Origin of the sequence: Polyangium mundeleinium (genome assembly GCF_028369105.1) — a bacterium.
GTDB lineage: Bacteria > Myxococcota_A > Polyangia > Polyangiales > Polyangiaceae > Polyangium > Polyangium mundeleinium.
This window is the reverse complement of the sequence record NZ_JAQNDO010000001.1, coordinates 6,058,993-6,075,905: the sequence shown is the minus strand read 5'-3', so window position 1 is coordinate 6,075,905 and position 16,913 is coordinate 6,058,993. Positions and strand designations below refer to the sequence as shown.

Below are 16,913 nucleotides of genomic sequence, written 5' to 3'. Positions count from 1 at the left end.
CGTCATGATCACGTCCGAGGCCGTCGAGCGAGCCCTGCACGATCTGTTCATCGTCGCGGAAGGCACGAAGCTCCGGCGCGAGGACCAAAAAAAGTCGGTCGAGATGGCCGCGCTGCTGCGCGAAATCGAGCGGCATCGAAAAGATGGGCTGCTCGTGGACGCAGCCGCCGGCAAAGCGTACGTGGGCCTGCTCGGCGCCGCGCTGCTCGGGTTCACGCGGATCCACGTGATCGAACGCGAGCCTACGCGGATCGCGGCCTGCGAGGCGGCGGCGGCGCGGCTCGCGGCGGGGATCGAGCTTCGGCTCGCGGCGGGCGACGTGGGCGACACCGCGTGCTGGCCCGAGGCGCCCGAGCTCGTGGTGGCGCTGCACGCGTGCGGGGCGGCCTCCGACGCGATCCTCGACGCGGCGAGCGGCGCGGGCGCGAAATGGATCTACCTGGTCCCCTGCTGTTATGCGGCGAGCGTGCCGTTCGCGAAAGCGGCCGAGGCGAAGGCCGACACGCTCGGGATGCCGCGGCAAGCGGAGGTGCGGCGGCGGTTCCTCATGTCGCTCGTCGATGCGGAGCGGACGCTCCGGCTGGAAGCGGCGGGCTACGAGGTGACGATCACGGCGTTCGTCCCGCCCACGGTGACCCCGCACAACCTGCTCTTCCGCGCGCGGCGCGTCCGCGAGCCCGGCCGCATGCGCGAGGCAGCGGCGCGGCTCGCGCGCCTCCGGTCTTGAACGGCTACTTTGCGTCCCAGTCGTTGATCCCGCCGAGGTTCGTGACCTGCGTGTACCCCGCGTCGAGCAGGATCTTCTTGGCGCGCGCGGCGCGCGGGCCGGCGGCGCAGTGCACGACGATCGGCTTCGTCTTGTCGCCGCCCGTGAGCTTTTCGACCTCGGAGAGGCGTGTTTCGAACTCGCCCACGGGGATGTTCGTGGCGTTGTCGAGGTGGCGGTCGGCGTACTCCTCCGGGGTGCGCACGTCGATCAGGACGCCGCCCTCGGACACGAGCTTGCGCGCGAGCGCGGGGTCGCGGTCGGGCAGGCCCGTCTGCGCGGTCGGCTGCTGGGACGGCCCGGGCGGCGCGGCCGACTCGTCCTTCGAGCAGGCCGGGAGGACGGCGAGGAGGGAAACCAGGACGGCGGCGGAAAACGCAGGGGCTCGCATGGCTCCCCACTCCCTGCCATCCCCCGCGCCGAGGCGCAAGACACGCCTTGACGCACGCGCTCCGCGTCGTATCCCGTCGCTCGCCCGATGTATCGCCTGCTGTTCCGCCTGCTCCTCCGTCGTATGTCCGCCGAGACGGCCCACCACCTCGGCTTCGGCCTGCTCCGGTGTTTGATGGCCCTGCCCGGCGCGCGCGCCCTCGGGAAGTGGCTCTTCGGCCCGCGGGATCCGCGCCTCGGGGTGCGGGCCTTGGGCCTCGATTTCCCGGGCCCGCTCGGCCTCGCCGCCGGGTTCGACAAGGACGCGCGGGGGTTCGAGGCGCTCGGCGCGCTCGGGTTCGCGTTCGTGGAGATCGGCACGGTCACGGGCGAGGCGCAGGGCGGAAACCCGAAGCCCAGGCTCTTTCGTCTGGAGGCGGATCGGGCGCTCGTGAACCGGATGGGTTTCAACAACGAGGGCTCGCGCGCGGCGGCCGAGCGGCTCGCGAAGCGGCGGCCAGGCGGCGTGATCGTGGGCGCGAACATCGGCAAGACGAAGGTCGTGGCCGAATCCGAGGCCGCGGCCGATTACGTGGCGAGCGCCGAGCGCCTCGCCGCGCACGCCGATTACATGGTGGTCAACGTGAGCTCGCCGAATACGCCGGGCCTGCGGGATCTGCAATCCACCGAGAAGCTACGCCCGCTGCTCGAAGGCGTGCGCGCGGCGCTCGATCGCGCCTCGCCCGGACGGCGCGTGCCGCTGCTCGTGAAGATCGCGCCCGACCTCGCGGACGAGGACATCGACGCGATCGGCGACCTCGCGCGGGAGCTCGGCCTTGATGGAATCATCGCGACGAACACGACGATCCGCCGCGACGGCCTGGCGACGGAGGCCGCCGAGGTCGCGGAGATCGGCGCGGGCGGGCTCTCGGGTCGGCCCGTGAAGGCGCGCGCGCTCGCGGTGCTGCGCAGGCTCCGGGCGCGCGTGGGCGATTCAATGGTGCTCGTCGCCGCCGGTGGTGTGGAGAGTGCGGACGATGCGTGGGAGCGCATCGCCGCGGGGGCGACGCTGGTGCAGGCGTACACGGCGTTCATCTACGAGGGCCCCGCGTTCGCGCGGCGGATCCACGAGGGGATCCTGTCGCGGATGCGCGCCGAGGGGATCGGCTCGATCGCGGAGCTCGTGGGCAAAGACGCGCGTTAGTCCCGAGGGGGGCGCTCTCGTCAGGCCTCGAACCGCTCGATCGAGGCGAAACGTTCCGCCATCACGCGCGGCGCCTCGTGGAGCGGCGCCGTCGTGCGCAGGAGGGTCGTCATCGCGAAATCGACGCCCTTCATCGCCCACTCCGGCCCGAGGCCCGCGGCGAGCCCATGGCGGCTCGGCGCAGGGATCACGGGGCGCACGACCGTATCGGCCCAGGCCCAGCGCGGCAGCTCGTACCGATAGCGGAACGAGCCGTCCGGCTCCTCGAACGCGAGGAGCAGCCTGCGCACGCCCTCCCCCGTCGCACCGATCTTCGAAAGCACGGCCCCCGGCGCCTCGGGCACACCCGGCCCGTGGTGGAACACGCGGATCGGGCCGACGGCAAAGGAAACCACGTCCCCCGCGTTCGCGCGCCGCTCGGCTTCGAGCAATGCGGAATACGACGTCCCCCAGAGATCCTCGCGCGTCTCGATGGTGCGCACGAGCTCGCCGAGCGCGGCGAGCGCGATCGGATACGCGCTCGCCTCGGGCTTCAGCGTGACCAACCGCCGGATCGCGATGTTGAGCCAGATCCCGCGCGTCTCGGCCGGCCATTCGTCGAAATCGCCCGCCTCGGCCGCCGCGACGAGGAGCCCCGCGTGCGCCGCGGCCGTCTCCGGGTCGAGCAGCGACCAGACGGCGAGCACGCCATCCGCGTCGAAATGGTTGTTCACGACGACCGAGGGCGCGTCGGCCGGCGAGGCCTCGCGGACGAACGCGAGCGCGATTTCGACGGAGGTATCGGCCTTGAAGGCCTTCGGCGTTCGATTCTTCGCCCAGTGGCTCAGGTCGAGGGCCGCGCCCGCGACGAGCCCGTCGCAGGAGACGGCGCCTTCGGGCGCACGCTCGCCCATGGGAATGAACTCGAAATGTCGCGCGGCCATGGGCGGAGGGTAGCATGGAACGATCGACCGAGCGGGGTCCCGGGCGGACGCACGGGGGCGTCCGATTGACGGGGGCGCTCGTCGGCTCGACACCCTCCCGAAAGAGCCGCGGGCCCGCGCGGGTAGGGAGAGCGCCCATGAATCACGCACGGAATACCTCGTTTTTCGCGGCCGGCACGATCGCCGGGATGCTTTGGGGCGTGCCGGTCACCGCGGAGGTCGCGGACGTCGCGTTGCCTCTTCGGGGGAGCGATGTCCGCCTGAGGAACGTCGCGACGGGCCTTTGCATCGCGCTCAACGAGGAGCACGCGGTTCGAGCCCTGCCTTGCTCCGCGGACGTGTCCCGGCGCTGGAACCTGATGCCACGCCGCAACGGCATGACGCAGATCCGATCCTGGAGCCCTGGGCGCACGGCCATGTGCCTGCATTATCCCCCCGCGCCGAGCGAGAACGACCCGCTCATCTCCCTGGCCCCCTGCTTCGTCCCGCAATCCCTGACCCTGTGGGCGATCCCCTTCTTCACGGATCCCGCGAGGATCTGCGTCCCCGATCAAACCCCCACGCTCTGTCTGGAGAGCGGCGATCCCGGCGAACCCCTCCGGTTGCGACGCGCGGGGAGCGGCGCGGAGCAGCTCTGGCAGGCCGTGCCCTGAGGGCTCACGCCCGCCGCGGGGCGAACGCGAACCCGACGAGCGGCGCGAGCGCGGCGAGGCCGAAGAAGAAGAACCCCGCGCCCCACGAGGGAGCGGTGAAAAAGGGCTTCGGCGAAAAACGGAGCGAGACGCCGAGGACGAGCCCGCAGAGCCAGATCCCCCCGACGACGTGGCTGAAGCGATGAAAGCCTTTGCGGAAGAACCCCCGCACGAGGCAACCGAGCGCGCCGAGGGCCCCCACGAGCCCGACCCAGACGAAGGGCTGGTAGCGGGCCGTCGGCTCGATGAGGAGCAGGAGCGTCACGACGAGGACCATCCCGAGCGCCAGGAGCGTCGACGCGACCGCGGGCACGCCGAAGAGCCACCGGCCCGGCGCCACCCGCTTGTAGCCCCGCACGAGCCCGACGACGCCGGCCAGCAGCGGTGGGAACGCGAGGCCCGCGAGGAGGACCACCGGCGCCGTGCCCCCGTCCGCCGCTTCGAGCAGCGACGCGGGGCCGCCGAACGGCAAGACGATCGGCGCGCAGAGCAGGAAGAGCGGCACGCCCGCGGCCATGGCCACGAGGCGATGGCGCTCCTCGGAACGATCGAGCGTCGCGTCGCTCGCGTCTCCAGGGGCGGTGTTCATCGAGGAAACCGTGATGCTACCACCAAACGGACGACCGGAAGAGGCGGGCGAAGGCGGGGGGCGGAGGCGAAGGGCACATTTTCCACACCGTCCAGCCTCGACTCGGCTCTTCCCTTCGACGCGCTGCATCTGGTAAGTGATAACTTATCACTCCAGGAGGACGAGCCATGCACGCCATCACGCACAACCCGCTGACCCTGCTCATCCTACAGATGACCATGGTCGTCGCCCTGTCACGGGTGCTTGGCGCGTTCCTCCGGCGCATCGGCCAACCCATGGTGGTCGCCGAGATCACCGCGGGCATCCTCCTCGGCCCCTCCCTGCTCGGGTGGCTCTCCCCGGGCGTGATGGACACGGTCTTCCCCAAGAGCTCGATGTCCCTGCTCGGCATGCTCAGCCAGGTCGGGCTCGTGCTCTTCATGTTCCTCATCGGGCTCGAGCTCGACCCGAAGCTGCTCAAGAACCGCGGCCACGCCTCCGTGGTCATCAGCCACACGAGCATCATCGTCCCCTTTGCGCTCGGCGCCCTCGTGGCCCCGTGGCTCCGCAGCCGCCTCTCCGAGCCCGACGTCCCGTTCAGCTCCTTCACCCTGTTCATGGGCGTCGCCATGAGCATCACGGCCTTCCCGGTCCTCGCGCGGATCCTCGCCGAGCGACGCCTGCTCCGGACCAAGGTCGGCGCCCTCGCCATCACCTGCGCCGCCGTCGACGACGTGACGGCCTGGTGCTTGCTCGCCTTCGTCGTCTCCGCCGTACGCGCGACCGGCCTCGACGGCGCCGTCCGCACGACCGTGCTCGCCCTCGGCTACATCGCCGTGATGCTCCTCGTCGTGCGGCCCTTCCTCGCGCGGCTCGGCGCGCGGAGCGGGACGCAGCCCGTCAACCAGAACGTCGTCGCCCTCGCGATGCTGCTCCTCTTGGTCTCCAGCATGGTGACCGAGGCCATCGGGATCCACGCGCTCTTCGGCGCCTTCGTCCTCGGCGCCGCCATCCCCAAGGACGGCGGCCTCGCCGAGGCGCTCGCCCACAAGCTCGAGGACGTCGTCGTGGTGCTGCTCCTGCCGCTCTTCTTCGCCTACAGCGGCCTGCGGACGCAGATCGGGCTCCTCTCGAGCCCCCAGCACTGGGCCATCTGCGCTTTGCTCATCTTCCTCGCGTGCGCGGGCAAGTTCGGCGGCAGCGCCCTCGCCGCGCGGTTCACCGGCCTCGGCTGGCGCGAGTCGAGCGCCATCGGCATCCTCATGAACACGCGCGGCCTGATGGAGCTCGTCGTCCTCAACATCGGGCTCGATCTCGGCGTCATCTCGCCCACGCTGTTCACCATGATGGTGCTGATGGCGCTCTTCACGACGTTCATCACGACGCCGCTGCTCCAGTACGTCTACCCGTTCGAGCGCTTCGCCAAGGAAGTCGCGGGGACCCCCGAGGCGACGCCGATGCCCGTGGCGCAGGCGCCCGTCTTCACGATGGTGATGTGCGTCGCCGACGACCGCACGGGGCCCGGGATGGTCACGCTCGGCAGCGCGCTCGGCGGATCCGAGGCGGCCGAGCGGCTCTACGCCCTGCACCTCATCGAGCCCGACGATCGCGCCTCGTTCCTCCTCCGCCAGGAGCACGGCAGCACCGCGGGCGAAGGCAAGGTGCTCGAGCCGCTGCTCGCGCAGGCCAAATCCCTCACGCTGCCCGTCAAGCCCCTGAGCTTCGTCTCCGGCGAGCCCGCGGTCGACATCTGCCGCGTGGCCGAGGCCAAGCGCGCCGACCTCCTCCTGCTCGGCTGGCGCAAGCCGCTCATCGGCCGGTCGGCGCTCTCGGGGACGGTCTACGAGGTCATGAAGCGCGCGCCCGCCGACGTCGGCGTGCTCGTGGATCGCGGACTCACGCAGATCCGCCGTGTCCTCGTGCCCTTCCTCGGCGGCGCGCACGACCGAGCGGCGTTGCGCCTCGCCAAGCGCATCACGCACATCGCCGGGGCCGACGTGACCGTGCTGCACGTGGTTGCGCCCGACCGGAGCGGGGGCAAGGGGAGCGGCGCGAAGGCGCGCATGGAGGAGGTCTTCCGGGAGCCCGGCGCCTCGGGCCAGGTGACCTTCGAGGTCGTGGAGCACGACGTCCCCTCCCAGGCGGCGCTCGCCGAGGCCAAGCGCGGGTACGACCTGGTCATCGTGGGCGCGGGGGCCGAGTGGGGCCTCGAGGAGCGCCTGTTCGGGCTGCACTCCGAGAAGATGATCCACGCCTGCCCCGTGTCGCTCCTCGTGGTCCACCAGCATGGCGACGCCCGCGCGGCCGCGAAGGCCTCGCGCGCGGTGGTGGTCCCGGCGACGCAGGAACAAGCTCCCTCCTGAGCATCCAAGAGAGAACGACATGCACCTCGGAGCGACGATCCGCCTGCTGCGCCTGGACGCAGGTTTCTCCCTGCGGGACCTCGCGCAGCGTATCGGCGTCTCGAGCGCGTACCTGTGCCGCGTCGAGCACGGCCACGACGCCGTCCCGACCCCGGATCGCCTGGAGGCCATCGCGCGCGCGCTCGGCGTGCCTCCGTACTTGCTCGTCGGGGCCGCGCACAAGGTGGGCCCCGCGATCGAGGGGTACGCCGAGGAGGTGCCGAGCGCGGGCATGTTGTTCCTGGACATCGCGCGAAGGAGGCTCGGGCCGGCGGAGGTCGCGCGCATCCGGGCGTTCGTGGCGCGGGAGTTCCCGGCGCCCGAGCATTCCGAGGAGCGCCCGTCGCTCGCCCGGCTGCTCTCGCCCGAGCGCGTCATCCTGCAGCTCACCTGCCCCGGGCTCGAGGACGCGATCGAGATCGCGGCGAGCCGGTTCCCGCGTCCGCCCGGCGGGCCGAGCGTGCAAGAGCTCGTGACGGAGATCCTCGCACGAGAGCAGGCGGCCTCGGCGGCGCTCGGCGGCGGGGTGGTGCTCCCGCACGGGGTCTTTGGGTCGATGCCCACGTCCGCGGTGCTGGTGACGCTGGCGCGGCCGTTCTCGTTGCCCGAGGCGCCCGACGACGAGCCGATCCGGCTGGTTCTGGTGCTGGTCCTCGGCGAGCCCAGCCGCGGGCACCTGGCGTTGCTCGCGCACGTCGCGCGCCTGTCGAGCGACGGCCTCGCCGACCGGATCGCCGCGGCGAAGAGCCCCGAGGAGGCGATCCGGGGCGTCGAGGAGATGGAGGACGGGGGCTAGGGCGGGCGGATCAGCGGCCCATCGCGCCGGCCAGAGGGATGGCGAACGCGAACGTGCTGCCCTTGCCGACGGCGCTCTCGACCCAGATGCGGCCACGGTGCTGCTCCACGATGGCCTTGGCGAGGAAGAGCCCGAGGCCCAGGCCCACGTACGAGCCGCTTTGCACGCCGATGGTCGGCACGCGGTAGAAGCGATCGAAGATGTGCGGCAGCGCATCCACCGGGATGCCAGGGCCCGCGTCCTCCACGCGCACGATCCCCTCCTCGTGCCCTTCCACCCGGAGCGTGAGCTTCACCGGTCGGTCCGGAGCCGAGTACTTGATGGCGTTCGACAGCAGGTTGGCCACGACCTGGCCGAGCCGATCCGCGTCTGCGACGACGGGGACGGGCGCGTCGGGCAGATCGAGCACGAGCGCGCGATGACTCACCTGGATCAATTCGTTGGCGGCATCCCGGCAGATCTGGCCGAGATCGCAGCGCGTGGTGTGGATCGTGAGCTTGCCCTCGGTGATGGCGGAGACGCTGAGCATGTCGTTCACGAGGCGCGTCATGCGGTCGATCGATCGATGCAACCCCGCCAGGCGCGTGGCCAGCGGGGAGCCCTGGGCCGCGAGCTCGCGCTGGCAGAGCTGGACGTTGAGCTTGAGGCCCGTGAGCGGGGTGCGGAGCTCGTGGGAGGCGAGGCCGAGGAAGACGTCCTTGAGTCGGGACTCGGCGCCCTCGCGGCGCGCGCGGGCGAGCTCCAGGTGGGTGCGCACGCGCGCGCGGAGTTCGCGGCCCGAGAAGGGCTTGACGAGGTAATCGTCGGCGCCCGCGCCGAGCGCGCCGATGGTCGCGTCCTCCCCGCCGCGGGCGGAGATGAGGACGATGGGGATCTCGCGCGTCGCGGGGTCGGCGCGGAGCGCGCGTACCACGTCGAGGCCGTTTCCGTGCGGCATGGCCACGTCGGAGAGCACGAGATCCGGCGGGCGCGCCCGAGCGAGCGCGAGCGCGGCCGCGCCGTCCGGTACCACCTCGACATCGTGCGCAAGGCCGAGCAGCCGCGTCAGGTAGGCGCGCATCTCGCTGTTGTCCTCGGCGATGAGGACGCGGCCGCGCCGCGCTTCGTGCGGCCCCTCCACGGCGTGGGCGGCCTCGGCGGGCGCCTCCTCCGCGAGCCAGCCGAGCGCGTCCTCCACGAACGGCGCGACGCTCTGCGCGACCGCCTCCGGGGCGGGCGAATCGCGCAGACGCACGGCGGACGCGGCGATGCCGCGCGGAATCTCGACGGTGAAGGTGGTGCCTTTGCCCAGTGTACTGCACACCTGGATGGATCCCGCGTGCAGCTCGACGAGGCTCTTCACCAGAGCGAGCCCGATGCCCACGCCCTCGTGACTGCGCGCGCGCGCGTTGGGCACACGATAGAAACGCTCGAAGACGTGCGGCAGCGCTTCGGCCGGGATGCCCGTGCCCGTGTCGCGGACGGTGAGCAGCGCGCGCTCGGCGACGATGCGAAGGGAGATCTCGATCTCGCCCGTGAAGGTGAACTTGAGCGCGTTGGCGAGCAGGTTGAGGACGATCTGCTCCCACATGTCGCGCGCCACGAGGACGGGCTCGGACGTGGGCGGACAGTCGATTCGAAGAGGGAGCCCGGCCCGCGCCGCCGCGGGCTCGAAGGCCCGGGCGATCTCCCGCGTGAGGCCGGCGAGATCGGTGGGCTCGAACGAGACCGCGGCGCGGCCGGCGTCGACGCGCGTGAAGCTGAGCAGCGCGGTGACGTAGCGCAGCACGCGGTAGGCGCTGCGGCGGACGCCCTGGAGCTGGGTGCGCTGCGCGGGCGAGAGGGGCTCGACCTCGTCGAGCAGATCCTCGACAGGGCCGATGAGGAGCGTGACCAGGGTGCGGAACTCGTGGGTGATCTCGGCGAGGAACCGGGTCCTCTCCCGCTCGAACTCGGCCAGCGCCGCGGCCCGGAGGTGCGCGTGGTCGAGGCTGCGCACCCCCGTGAGCGCCGTCCCGATCTCCTTGGCGATGCGCCGCACGAAGGTGGCGTAGGCATCGTCGAAGGCCTGGACGGGGCTGAGCCCCGCGATCAGAACCCCGACGGGGCTCGCTTGCGGCGAGCACGTCACCGGCACGATCGCGGCCGTGCGTGGGGGCTCCGCGAGCGCGGCCGCGGCCGACAGCCGCACGGCCGGGGACGGGACCAGGCGGAGCCGGCGCTCGCGCACCGCTTGCCCGAGCCCCCAGGCGTCGTCGGCGTCGGCGCTCAGATCGATCTCGCTCGGGAGCTCCGGCGCGTCCGCCACGAGCCCCACCACGACGCGCCGCGACGCACGGCGCTCCTCCGGGTCGAGCACGTAGAGCGCCGCGAAGGCGACGTCCTTGACCAGGGGCAACAGGACCGCGCCCATACGGCCATAAAGGTCGTTCTCCGTGCGCGCTTCGCTCAGGCCGTGGGCAATCACGCGGAGCGCGCGCTCGCGCCGCTCCCCGATCACCCCCCGGGTCGTCTCGATGCAGCAGATGAGCGCGCCCCAGACGGTGTCGTCGCCCCAGATTGGGCTGAACGAGATCGAGGCGTGGATTTCCTCCGGCTGTTCGCAGCGCTCGACGCGGAGCAAGAGATCCTTGCCCGTCACCGGCCGACCCGTCTGCCAGACCTGGCGCAGCGCCCACTCGACGAAATCCCATATCTCCGACCACACGTCGCGCGCGCGGCGCCCCATCGCGTGGGGGTGCTTTTGCCCGAGGAAGGGGATGAACGCGTCGTTGTAAAGGAACAGCGCATTCGAACGGTCGGGGCCGAGCACCATGCCGAGCGGGAAGCCACTCGCGACCATCAGCTCCACCGCGGCGGCCGCGGAGGCTGGCCAGCGATCCATCGGGCCGAGGGGTGTCTTCGCCCAGTCGATCGAGCCTAGAAGCGCGCCGTTCGCGCCGCCGTTCGCGATGATGTCGCGTCGGTTCATCGCGTTTCACATCCAGCCAAGAGCTATCCGCCCGGCTTGAGGATGACCTTGGCGTAGCCCTCCTCTCGCCGCGCGAGCTTGGCGTATGCGTCGGGCGCCGCTTCGAGCGGCATTCGGTGGGTGACAACGAAGCTCGGCCGGGCCTGGCCAGAAGCAACGAGATCGCGCAAGCGCGGCCCGTAGCGCAGCACCGGCGTCTGGCCTGTCCCGAAGGAGATCCCCTTTTCCCACAGCTTGCCAAACGAGATCTGAATCTCGCCCTTTTTCGCGTGCGGGTTGATCCCGCCCGGATCCTCGGGGACATAGAGACCGACGATGCCGATGTGCCCCGTGGGGTTGACCAGGCGAATGAGATCCTCGATGACGCGGTTTGGCTTCTCGTCCTGGGGATGCTCCCAATCGACCGCCTGGAAGCCCACCGCCTCCACGCCGCACATCACGCCCATCATCTTGTCGGCCAGGCCCATGTCCGCGCCGAGGTCCCCCTGCCGCGCACGCCGGATCGCGATGATCTGCTCGACCGGATCCCCGCGCGTGAAGTCGATCGCCGTCGCGCCGATCGCCTCCGCGCGCTGGAGCCGATCGGGCACGTAATCGACGACGTAGACCTCGTTCGCGCCGCGGAGCTGCGCCGCGTACGCCGCGAGGAGCCCCACCGGGCCCGCGCCGAAGACGGCCACGCTCATCCCCGGCTCGACCGCCGCGAGATCCGCGCCGAAGCAGCCGGTGGGGAACACGTCCGCGAGCAGAACGAAATCGTCCTCGAGGTCGTCGCCCGGCACGCCGGGCAGCGGGAGGCAGTTCGTATCCGCGAATGGAACGCGCAGCCGCTCGGCCTGCCCGCCGCGATAAGGGCCCATTCCGACGTAGCCGTAGGCGCCGCCATGGGCGCTCGGGTTGACCGTCAAGCAGGCCGCGGTATAGCCGCGCGCGCAGTTGAAGCACCTGCCGCACGAGATGTTGAATGGCATCACCACGCGGTCGCCAGGCCGGACCTTCTCCACCGCGGGGCCGACCTCTTCCACGACCCCGAGAGGCTCGTGCCCGAGGACCGTGCCCGGCAGCGCGGCCGTGCGGCCGTCGTACATGTGGAGATCACTCCCGCAGATGGCGGCCGACGTGATCCGCACGACGGCGTCGGTCGGTTGCTCGATGCGCGCATCGGGCACCTCCTCGACGACGACCTCCATGCGCCCCTTGAAGACGACTGCTTTCATGCACGCGCGGCGGGAGTCGCCTTACGGGGTTCGCCTGGCCCGCCTTCCCCCTCGAAGGCGAAGCTTAGGGCAGGAGCCTGGGCAACTCCAAGGGGGCCCATCACGCGCGGCCTCCTCGCCCTCGGTTTCTTTTTCTCCTTTTTTGGCGGACGGAGGCGTTCAGCTGCAACCGAGCCCCGCGAGCGTCGCCCGCACCGCCTCGTCGAGCGGCGTGTGCGGCTCTTGGCCCAGCACCACGAGCAGCCGCCGGTTGTCCATGCGGATCGGCTGCTGCCACAGGTAACGCATCTCCTTCATCTCGCGGAACAGCGGCACGAAGGGCGCGGCGAGCCCGAGCGCCCACCACGGGAAGGCGCGGACCTTGGGCGCCGCGCCGCCCGTCGAGGCCGCCACCACGCGGCGGATCGCATCCACCATGCGCGTGCCGTCCTCGTCCCAATGGCCGGCCATGTGGTAACTCGCGAAGGCCGGGAGCGCCTCCTCGCGCTCGATGAGCTCGACCATCGTCTTCGCCACGTCGGGCAGGTAGGACCATTGGTGCCCGATTCCACGGCGGCCCGGGTCCTGGATCGTCCGGACCGGCTTCCCCGGCTGCACGAGGCCTTGCGAGAACCAGTTGTTGCCCGCCCGCGGGCCGAAGAAGTCACCGGCGCGCACGATCAAGGTGCGCACCCCAGAGGCGGCCGCGGCGCGCAGCCGGCGCTCCATCTCGACGCGGATCGCGCCTTTGCGCGTGACCGGGTCTTGCGGCGAATCCTCGTGCAGCACCGGGAAAGCATTGGGCCCGTAATTGTAGATGGTCCCCGGCAGCACGAGACGCGCGCCGACGGCCCGCGCGGCGGCGAGGCTGCTCTCCAGCATCGGCAGCACGAGCTCGCTCCAGCGCCGGTAGCCCGGCGGGTTCACGGCGTGCACGAGGATCGACGCGCCCTCGGCCGCCCTCCGCACGTCCTCGCCGCGCATCGCGTCGCCTTGCATCCACACGAGCCCCTCGTCCCGCGCCCCCACGCGCGCCGCATCCCGATGCAGGGCCCGCACCGCAAAACCTCGATCGCGCAGCGCTCGCGCCACCTCGCCGCCGATGCCGCCGGTTGCGCCCAGCACGAGGACCGTCTTCTTGCTCGCCATGATCTCCTCCTCGGTGTCGATGGCTGCAAGTGTGGGCGCCTTTCGCTCCTATGAAAATTGCACGAGGTTATGCATCGACTATACGCTTTTGTATGACGACGGCGGAACCCGGCTGGGAGCTCTATCGCTCGTTCCTCGGCGTGGTGAAGGAAGGCTCCTTGTCCGGCGCGGCGCGCTCGCTCGGGCTCACGCAGCCGACCGTGGGCCGGCACATCGAGGCGCTGGAGCAGGCGCTCGGCCTCGCCTTGTTCACGCGCTCGCAGCACGGCCTCGCGCCCACGGAGGCAGCGCTCGCGTTACAACCCTACGCCGAGACGCTGGCCGCGACCGTGGCGGCCTTGCTGCGCGTGGCGTCGAGCCAGGGCGACGGGGTGCGCGGCACGGTGCGCATCACGGCCAGCGAGGTGGTCGGCGTCGAGGTGCTGCCGCCCATCCTGGCCGCGCTGCGGGAAGAACACCCCGGGCTGCGCATCGAGCTCACGCTGGCGAACCGCCTCGAAGACCTGCTGAAGCGTGAGGCCGACATCGCCGTGCGCATGGTGCGCCCGAGCCAGGACGTGCTGGTCGCGCGCCGCGTGGGGGACATCGAGCTCGGCCTGCACGCGCACGAGGACTACCTCACCCGCCACGGCACGCCGCGGAGCTGGAACGAGCTGATGAACGGCCACGCGCTCATCGGATTCGACCGCGAAACAGCGTTCCTCCGCAGCTTGCGCGAACAACTCGGCCCCCTGCGCCGCGACACCTTCGGCCTCCGGGCCGACAGCGACCTTGCCCAGCTCGCCGCGATCCGCGCCGGCTGTGGCATCGGCATCTGCCAGGTCGGGCTCGCCCGGCGCGACGCGCGCCTCGTCCGCGTGCTGCCCAAGGCCTTTTCGATGCCGCTCGACACCTGGGTGGCCATGCACATGGACCTGCGGGACAGCCCGCGTTGCCGTGTCGCCTTCGAGGCCGTGGCAGCAGGGCTGAAACGCTACATCGAGGCGTGAATCCGGGACAACCCGACCCGGACATCGCGGGCGACCGCGCAGAATCCTGGGAACTCGCGCCGCCTCCCAGGCGTCTGCCCCCTCCCGCGAGGTACCGCCATGCTCCAGCCAAACGCCGCCGTTCCCGCTTCCGTCGCCGCTCCCGCTTCCGCTTCCGCTTCCGCTCCCGCTTCCGCTTCCGTTCCCGCGCCCAGCACCCATCGCGAGGGCTGCCCCGCGGGTGAAGAGCTTCTCGGGAGCGTGCCATTCGGCGTCGAAAGGCGCAATCTGCTGCGCCCGCTGAGGCGGGCGGAAGCGGAGCGCAAACGCAAGCTTCTCCTTGATCGACCACCCCTGATTCGCGGGGCCTGCTCGCATGCTCGGCAGCAGCCGGTCAGGCGCTGCGGTCGTCGTGCCGCCGCAGCGCCGAGGGGGTCCGTCCGGTTCGCCGCTTCAATGCGCGGCGGAGCGAGCGCGCGTCCGAAAAGCCGACGCGCTCGGCGATGTCCTGGAAGTCGGCGCATGGCCGCTGGAGGAGATCGATGGCCATCTCGCAACGGACTTGCTCGAGCAGCGCGCCGAACCGAACGCCCGCATCGGCCAGGCGCCGTTGCAACGTGCGGCTCGTCATCTTGAGGGTTCGTGCCGCACCGCCGAGCGACGCCTGCGCGCCGCGCTCGAGCTCCGCGCGCAGGCTCTGGCGGACGGCATGGCCGATATCGTCACCGCCGATCTTTTCGATCAGCGCATCGGCATGGTGGCGCAGGTATGCGGCGAGGCCGGGATCGGCATTCTGGTGGCGGATATCGAGAATGGACGCTGGTAGCGCGAGCCCTGCGAACGGCGCCTCGAAACGAATGTCGGTCGTCCCGAAGAGCGCCACGTGCGGGCCGACGTCGGCGGGCGCTGCGTGGGGGAAGCTCACGCAAACGGCCTTGATGTCCACACCCGTGAAGCGGCGCACGAGCACGAGCACGGTGGCGACGTCGGCCTCCACGAACTGGCGTGGCCAGGATGCCTCGTGCGGATCGCGGCTGTGGATGATGTGAAGCAGGCCGTCATCGCTCTTGTGAATGCCAACCCCCGGCGCGGTGGGGTTCAAACGGCGACCATAATAGCTACCGAGCTCGAAAGCCTCGCGCACGCTTGCGAGGTTCATGCCGAGGATGCCCGGGATGCTCATCCAGCTCGGGTCGGCCTCGCGAGCGAGGTGAATGCCGAGGTTTTCGTCGCCGCACTGCGCGCAGATCTCGCCGAGCACCGCGCTCGCCCCGGCCTGCGGGACGCGGGCCGTGAGATCGTCGAACGCGGCGCGGTGGATGCCATGGCGCACACACAGGTCCGTGAGCGCCTCGTCGGACCACCCGGTGCGCAAAGCGTGGCGCACGAAGGGCGCGATCAGGCTCACGATAACGGTCTTCCTCACGGGTGGCGCCAGCGCCTTGCGCCGCTCCCTCGCATGAGGGGGCTGCGCGCTGCTCGGGCCCCGCTGGCTCGACACGGGCGCACCCGCCGTGGACCTGTGCTCCTCCTGTCGTGAACTGTCCGTAAAGTGTCGCATCGGGTCCTTGGAAGATGACATGCGGTGTCTCAAGATCGACGCTCAGGAGGACAGCATGAGGACTTCCCAGCATGCAATCACTTCGGTGGTCGCTCTCGTCGGCTTCATCGGCTGCAGCGGCGCAGAGGATTCGAACGGTACTGGACAGACGAGCGCCGCGGAGCCCACGTACTACAAGGACATCGCGCCCCTCGTGAACGCGGAGTGCGCCGCCTGCCATCAGCCGGGCGGCATTGGGAAGTTCTCCCTCGCCAACGCCGCGGTCGCGGCGAAGATGGCCCCCGCGATGGCGGCGGCGACCGAGGCGCGCACGATGCCGCCCATGCCGGTCGACAACGACGGCTCCTGCAATACGTTCGAAAATGCCCGGTGGCTGAGCGACGAGCAGATCGCGCTGTTCCAGAGGTGGGCCAAGGCCGGCGCGCCGCTCGGCGACCCCGCGGACGCGCCCCCGCCGACCGAGGGGGACGGGCCCGAGCTTTTCGGGGAGCTCGTCGAGTTCGACCTGGGCGTCGATTACACACCTCATCCGAGCGGGGCCGAGCCGGACGACTACCGTTGCTTCGTCGTCGATCCCGGCGTCGGCGCGGAAGCGTTCATCACGGGCTACGACATCCAGCCGGGCGACGCGCGCATCGTGCATCACGTGCTCCTCTTCATGCTGCAGGACGACCAGGCCGAGGCCGATGCGCTCGCCCTGGATGCGAACGACGAGGGGGCGGGATACAGTTGTTTCGGGGGCGCCGGGGTCGATGCGTCGATCGTCGGCATCTGGGCTCCCGGCAGCGGCGCGACGGTTTTCCCCGCAGGCACGGGGCTCCGCTATGCAGCGGGTCGCAAGCTGATCATCCAGATGCACTACAACGTGCCGGCGACCGGGGGCCCGTTCACCGACCGCTCCAAGATGAAGTTCCAGCTCAGCAAGGACCCCGGGCTGCAACCGGCATTCTTTCTGCCGACGGGCACGGCCGATATCTCGTTGCCGCCCGGCCAGGCACACACCGAGGCCAATGGCGACATGCCGCTGTCGGTCCTCGCCCAGCAATGGCTCCCCGAATTCAAGGGTATCCGCTCCTGGGGCGTGCTGCCCCACATGCACACGGCTGGCCGCACATTGCGCAGCGCGGCGAAGACACAAGGCACCGAGCAATGCCTCGTCGACGTCGATCGATGGAACTTCCACTGGCAGAACCTGTGGTGGAACGAGACGCCGCTCGATCTCGGCGCCGACAGCACCATCAGCACCACGTGCGCCTACGACACGCGCGGACGCACGGGCATGACGACGTTCGGTGAAGGGACGGGCGACGAGATGTGCGTCAATATCCTGTACGCGACGCCGCTCTGAGCGCTCGAGAGAACGCCGCAT

General features: G+C 70.7%; 14 protein-coding genes. 7 read left to right on the top strand and 7 right to left on the bottom strand.

The genetic code is table 11. The features are described 5' to 3' along the window. The first annotated feature begins 4 nt into the window (after positions 1 to 4). Positions 5 to 727: a methyltransferase gene (locus POL67_RS24135; protein WP_271920957.1), complete on the top strand. Its 723-nt coding sequence runs from the start codon at positions 5 to 7 to the stop codon at positions 725 to 727. Positions 728 to 731: 4 nt separating this feature from the next. Here POL67_RS24135 and POL67_RS24130 read toward each other — a convergent pair whose 3' ends face one another. Continuing rightward, positions 732 to 1,157 (bottom strand): rhodanese-like domain-containing protein, encoded by a 426-nt coding sequence (locus POL67_RS24130; RefSeq protein WP_271920955.1) that lies wholly within the window; start codon positions 1,155 to 1,157, stop codon positions 732 to 734. Between the two features lie 87 nt (positions 1,158 to 1,244). Here POL67_RS24130 and POL67_RS24125 point away from each other — a divergent pair, with 87 nt between their 5' ends. Then, on the top strand, positions 1,245 to 2,339 hold the full coding sequence (locus POL67_RS24125; RefSeq protein WP_271920952.1) for a quinone-dependent dihydroorotate dehydrogenase: 1,095 nt from the start codon (positions 1,245 to 1,247) through the stop codon (positions 2,337 to 2,339). A 20-nt stretch (positions 2,340 to 2,359) separates the two neighbouring features. Here POL67_RS24125 and POL67_RS24120 read toward each other — a convergent pair whose 3' ends face one another. After that, the gene (locus POL67_RS24120) at positions 2,360 to 3,262 is read right to left on the bottom strand and encodes a DUF6687 family protein (protein WP_271920950.1); all 903 of its coding nucleotides are present in this window, start codon (positions 3,260 to 3,262) and stop codon (positions 2,360 to 2,362) included. A gap of 137 nt (positions 3,263 to 3,399) precedes the next feature. On the opposite strand from POL67_RS24120, the gene POL67_RS24115 reads away from it, so the two are divergent. Continuing rightward, positions 3,400 to 3,915 (top strand): ricin-type beta-trefoil lectin domain protein, encoded by a 516-nt coding sequence (locus POL67_RS24115; protein WP_271920948.1) that lies wholly within the window; start codon positions 3,400 to 3,402, stop codon positions 3,913 to 3,915. Between the two features lie 4 nt (positions 3,916 to 3,919). On the opposite strand, the gene POL67_RS24110 is transcribed toward POL67_RS24115, so the two are convergent. Then, a complete protein-coding gene (locus POL67_RS24110) occupies positions 3,920 to 4,543 on the bottom strand; it encodes a hypothetical protein (protein WP_271920946.1) in 624 nt (207 codons plus the stop codon). A gap of 167 nt (positions 4,544 to 4,710) precedes the next feature. Here POL67_RS24110 and POL67_RS24105 point away from each other — a divergent pair, with 167 nt between their 5' ends. Then, positions 4,711 to 6,885: a cation:proton antiporter domain-containing protein gene (locus POL67_RS24105; RefSeq protein ID WP_271920944.1), complete on the top strand. Its 2,175-nt coding sequence runs from the start codon at positions 4,711 to 4,713 to the stop codon at positions 6,883 to 6,885. A 19-nt stretch (positions 6,886 to 6,904) separates the two neighbouring features. Then, positions 6,905 to 7,720 carry a helix-turn-helix domain-containing protein gene (locus tag POL67_RS24100; RefSeq protein ID WP_271920942.1) on the top strand — a complete coding sequence of 272 codons (816 nt, stop codon included), beginning with the start codon at positions 6,905 to 6,907 and terminating at the stop codon, positions 7,718 to 7,720. A gap of 10 nt (positions 7,721 to 7,730) precedes the next feature. Here POL67_RS24100 and POL67_RS24095 read toward each other — a convergent pair whose 3' ends face one another. From POL67_RS24095 to POL67_RS24085, 3 genes are all read right to left on the bottom strand, one after another. Further along, entirely contained in the window at positions 7,731 to 10,670 is a 2,940-nt protein-coding gene (locus POL67_RS24095) for a hybrid sensor histidine kinase/response regulator (protein WP_271920940.1), read from the bottom strand. 23 nt (positions 10,671 to 10,693) lie between these two features. Beyond that, a complete protein-coding gene (locus tag POL67_RS24090; protein ID WP_271920938.1) occupies positions 10,694 to 11,887 on the bottom strand; it encodes a glutathione-independent formaldehyde dehydrogenase in 1,194 nt (397 codons plus the stop codon). Between the two features lie 159 nt (positions 11,888 to 12,046). Then, positions 12,047 to 13,015: an SDR family oxidoreductase gene (locus tag POL67_RS24085; protein ID WP_271920936.1), complete on the bottom strand. Its 969-nt coding sequence runs from the start codon at positions 13,013 to 13,015 to the stop codon at positions 12,047 to 12,049. A gap of 92 nt (positions 13,016 to 13,107) precedes the next feature. On the opposite strand from POL67_RS24085, the gene POL67_RS24080 reads away from it, so the two are divergent. Continuing rightward, the gene (locus tag POL67_RS24080) at positions 13,108 to 14,004 is read left to right on the top strand and encodes a LysR family transcriptional regulator (RefSeq protein WP_271920934.1); all 897 of its coding nucleotides are present in this window, start codon (positions 13,108 to 13,110) and stop codon (positions 14,002 to 14,004) included. Positions 14,005 to 14,377: 373 nt separating this feature from the next. Here the strand turns inward: POL67_RS24080 and POL67_RS24075 are convergent, their stop codons facing one another. Next, positions 14,378 to 15,409 carry an AraC family transcriptional regulator gene (locus tag POL67_RS24075; protein WP_271920932.1) on the bottom strand — a complete coding sequence of 344 codons (1,032 nt, stop codon included), beginning with the start codon at positions 15,407 to 15,409 and terminating at the stop codon, positions 14,378 to 14,380. Positions 15,410 to 15,599: 190 nt separating this feature from the next. On the opposite strand from POL67_RS24075, the gene POL67_RS24070 reads away from it, so the two are divergent. Then, positions 15,600 to 16,892: a monooxygenase gene (locus POL67_RS24070; RefSeq protein WP_271920930.1), complete on the top strand. Its 1,293-nt coding sequence runs from the start codon at positions 15,600 to 15,602 to the stop codon at positions 16,890 to 16,892. Positions 16,893 to 16,913: the final 21 nt, after the last annotated feature.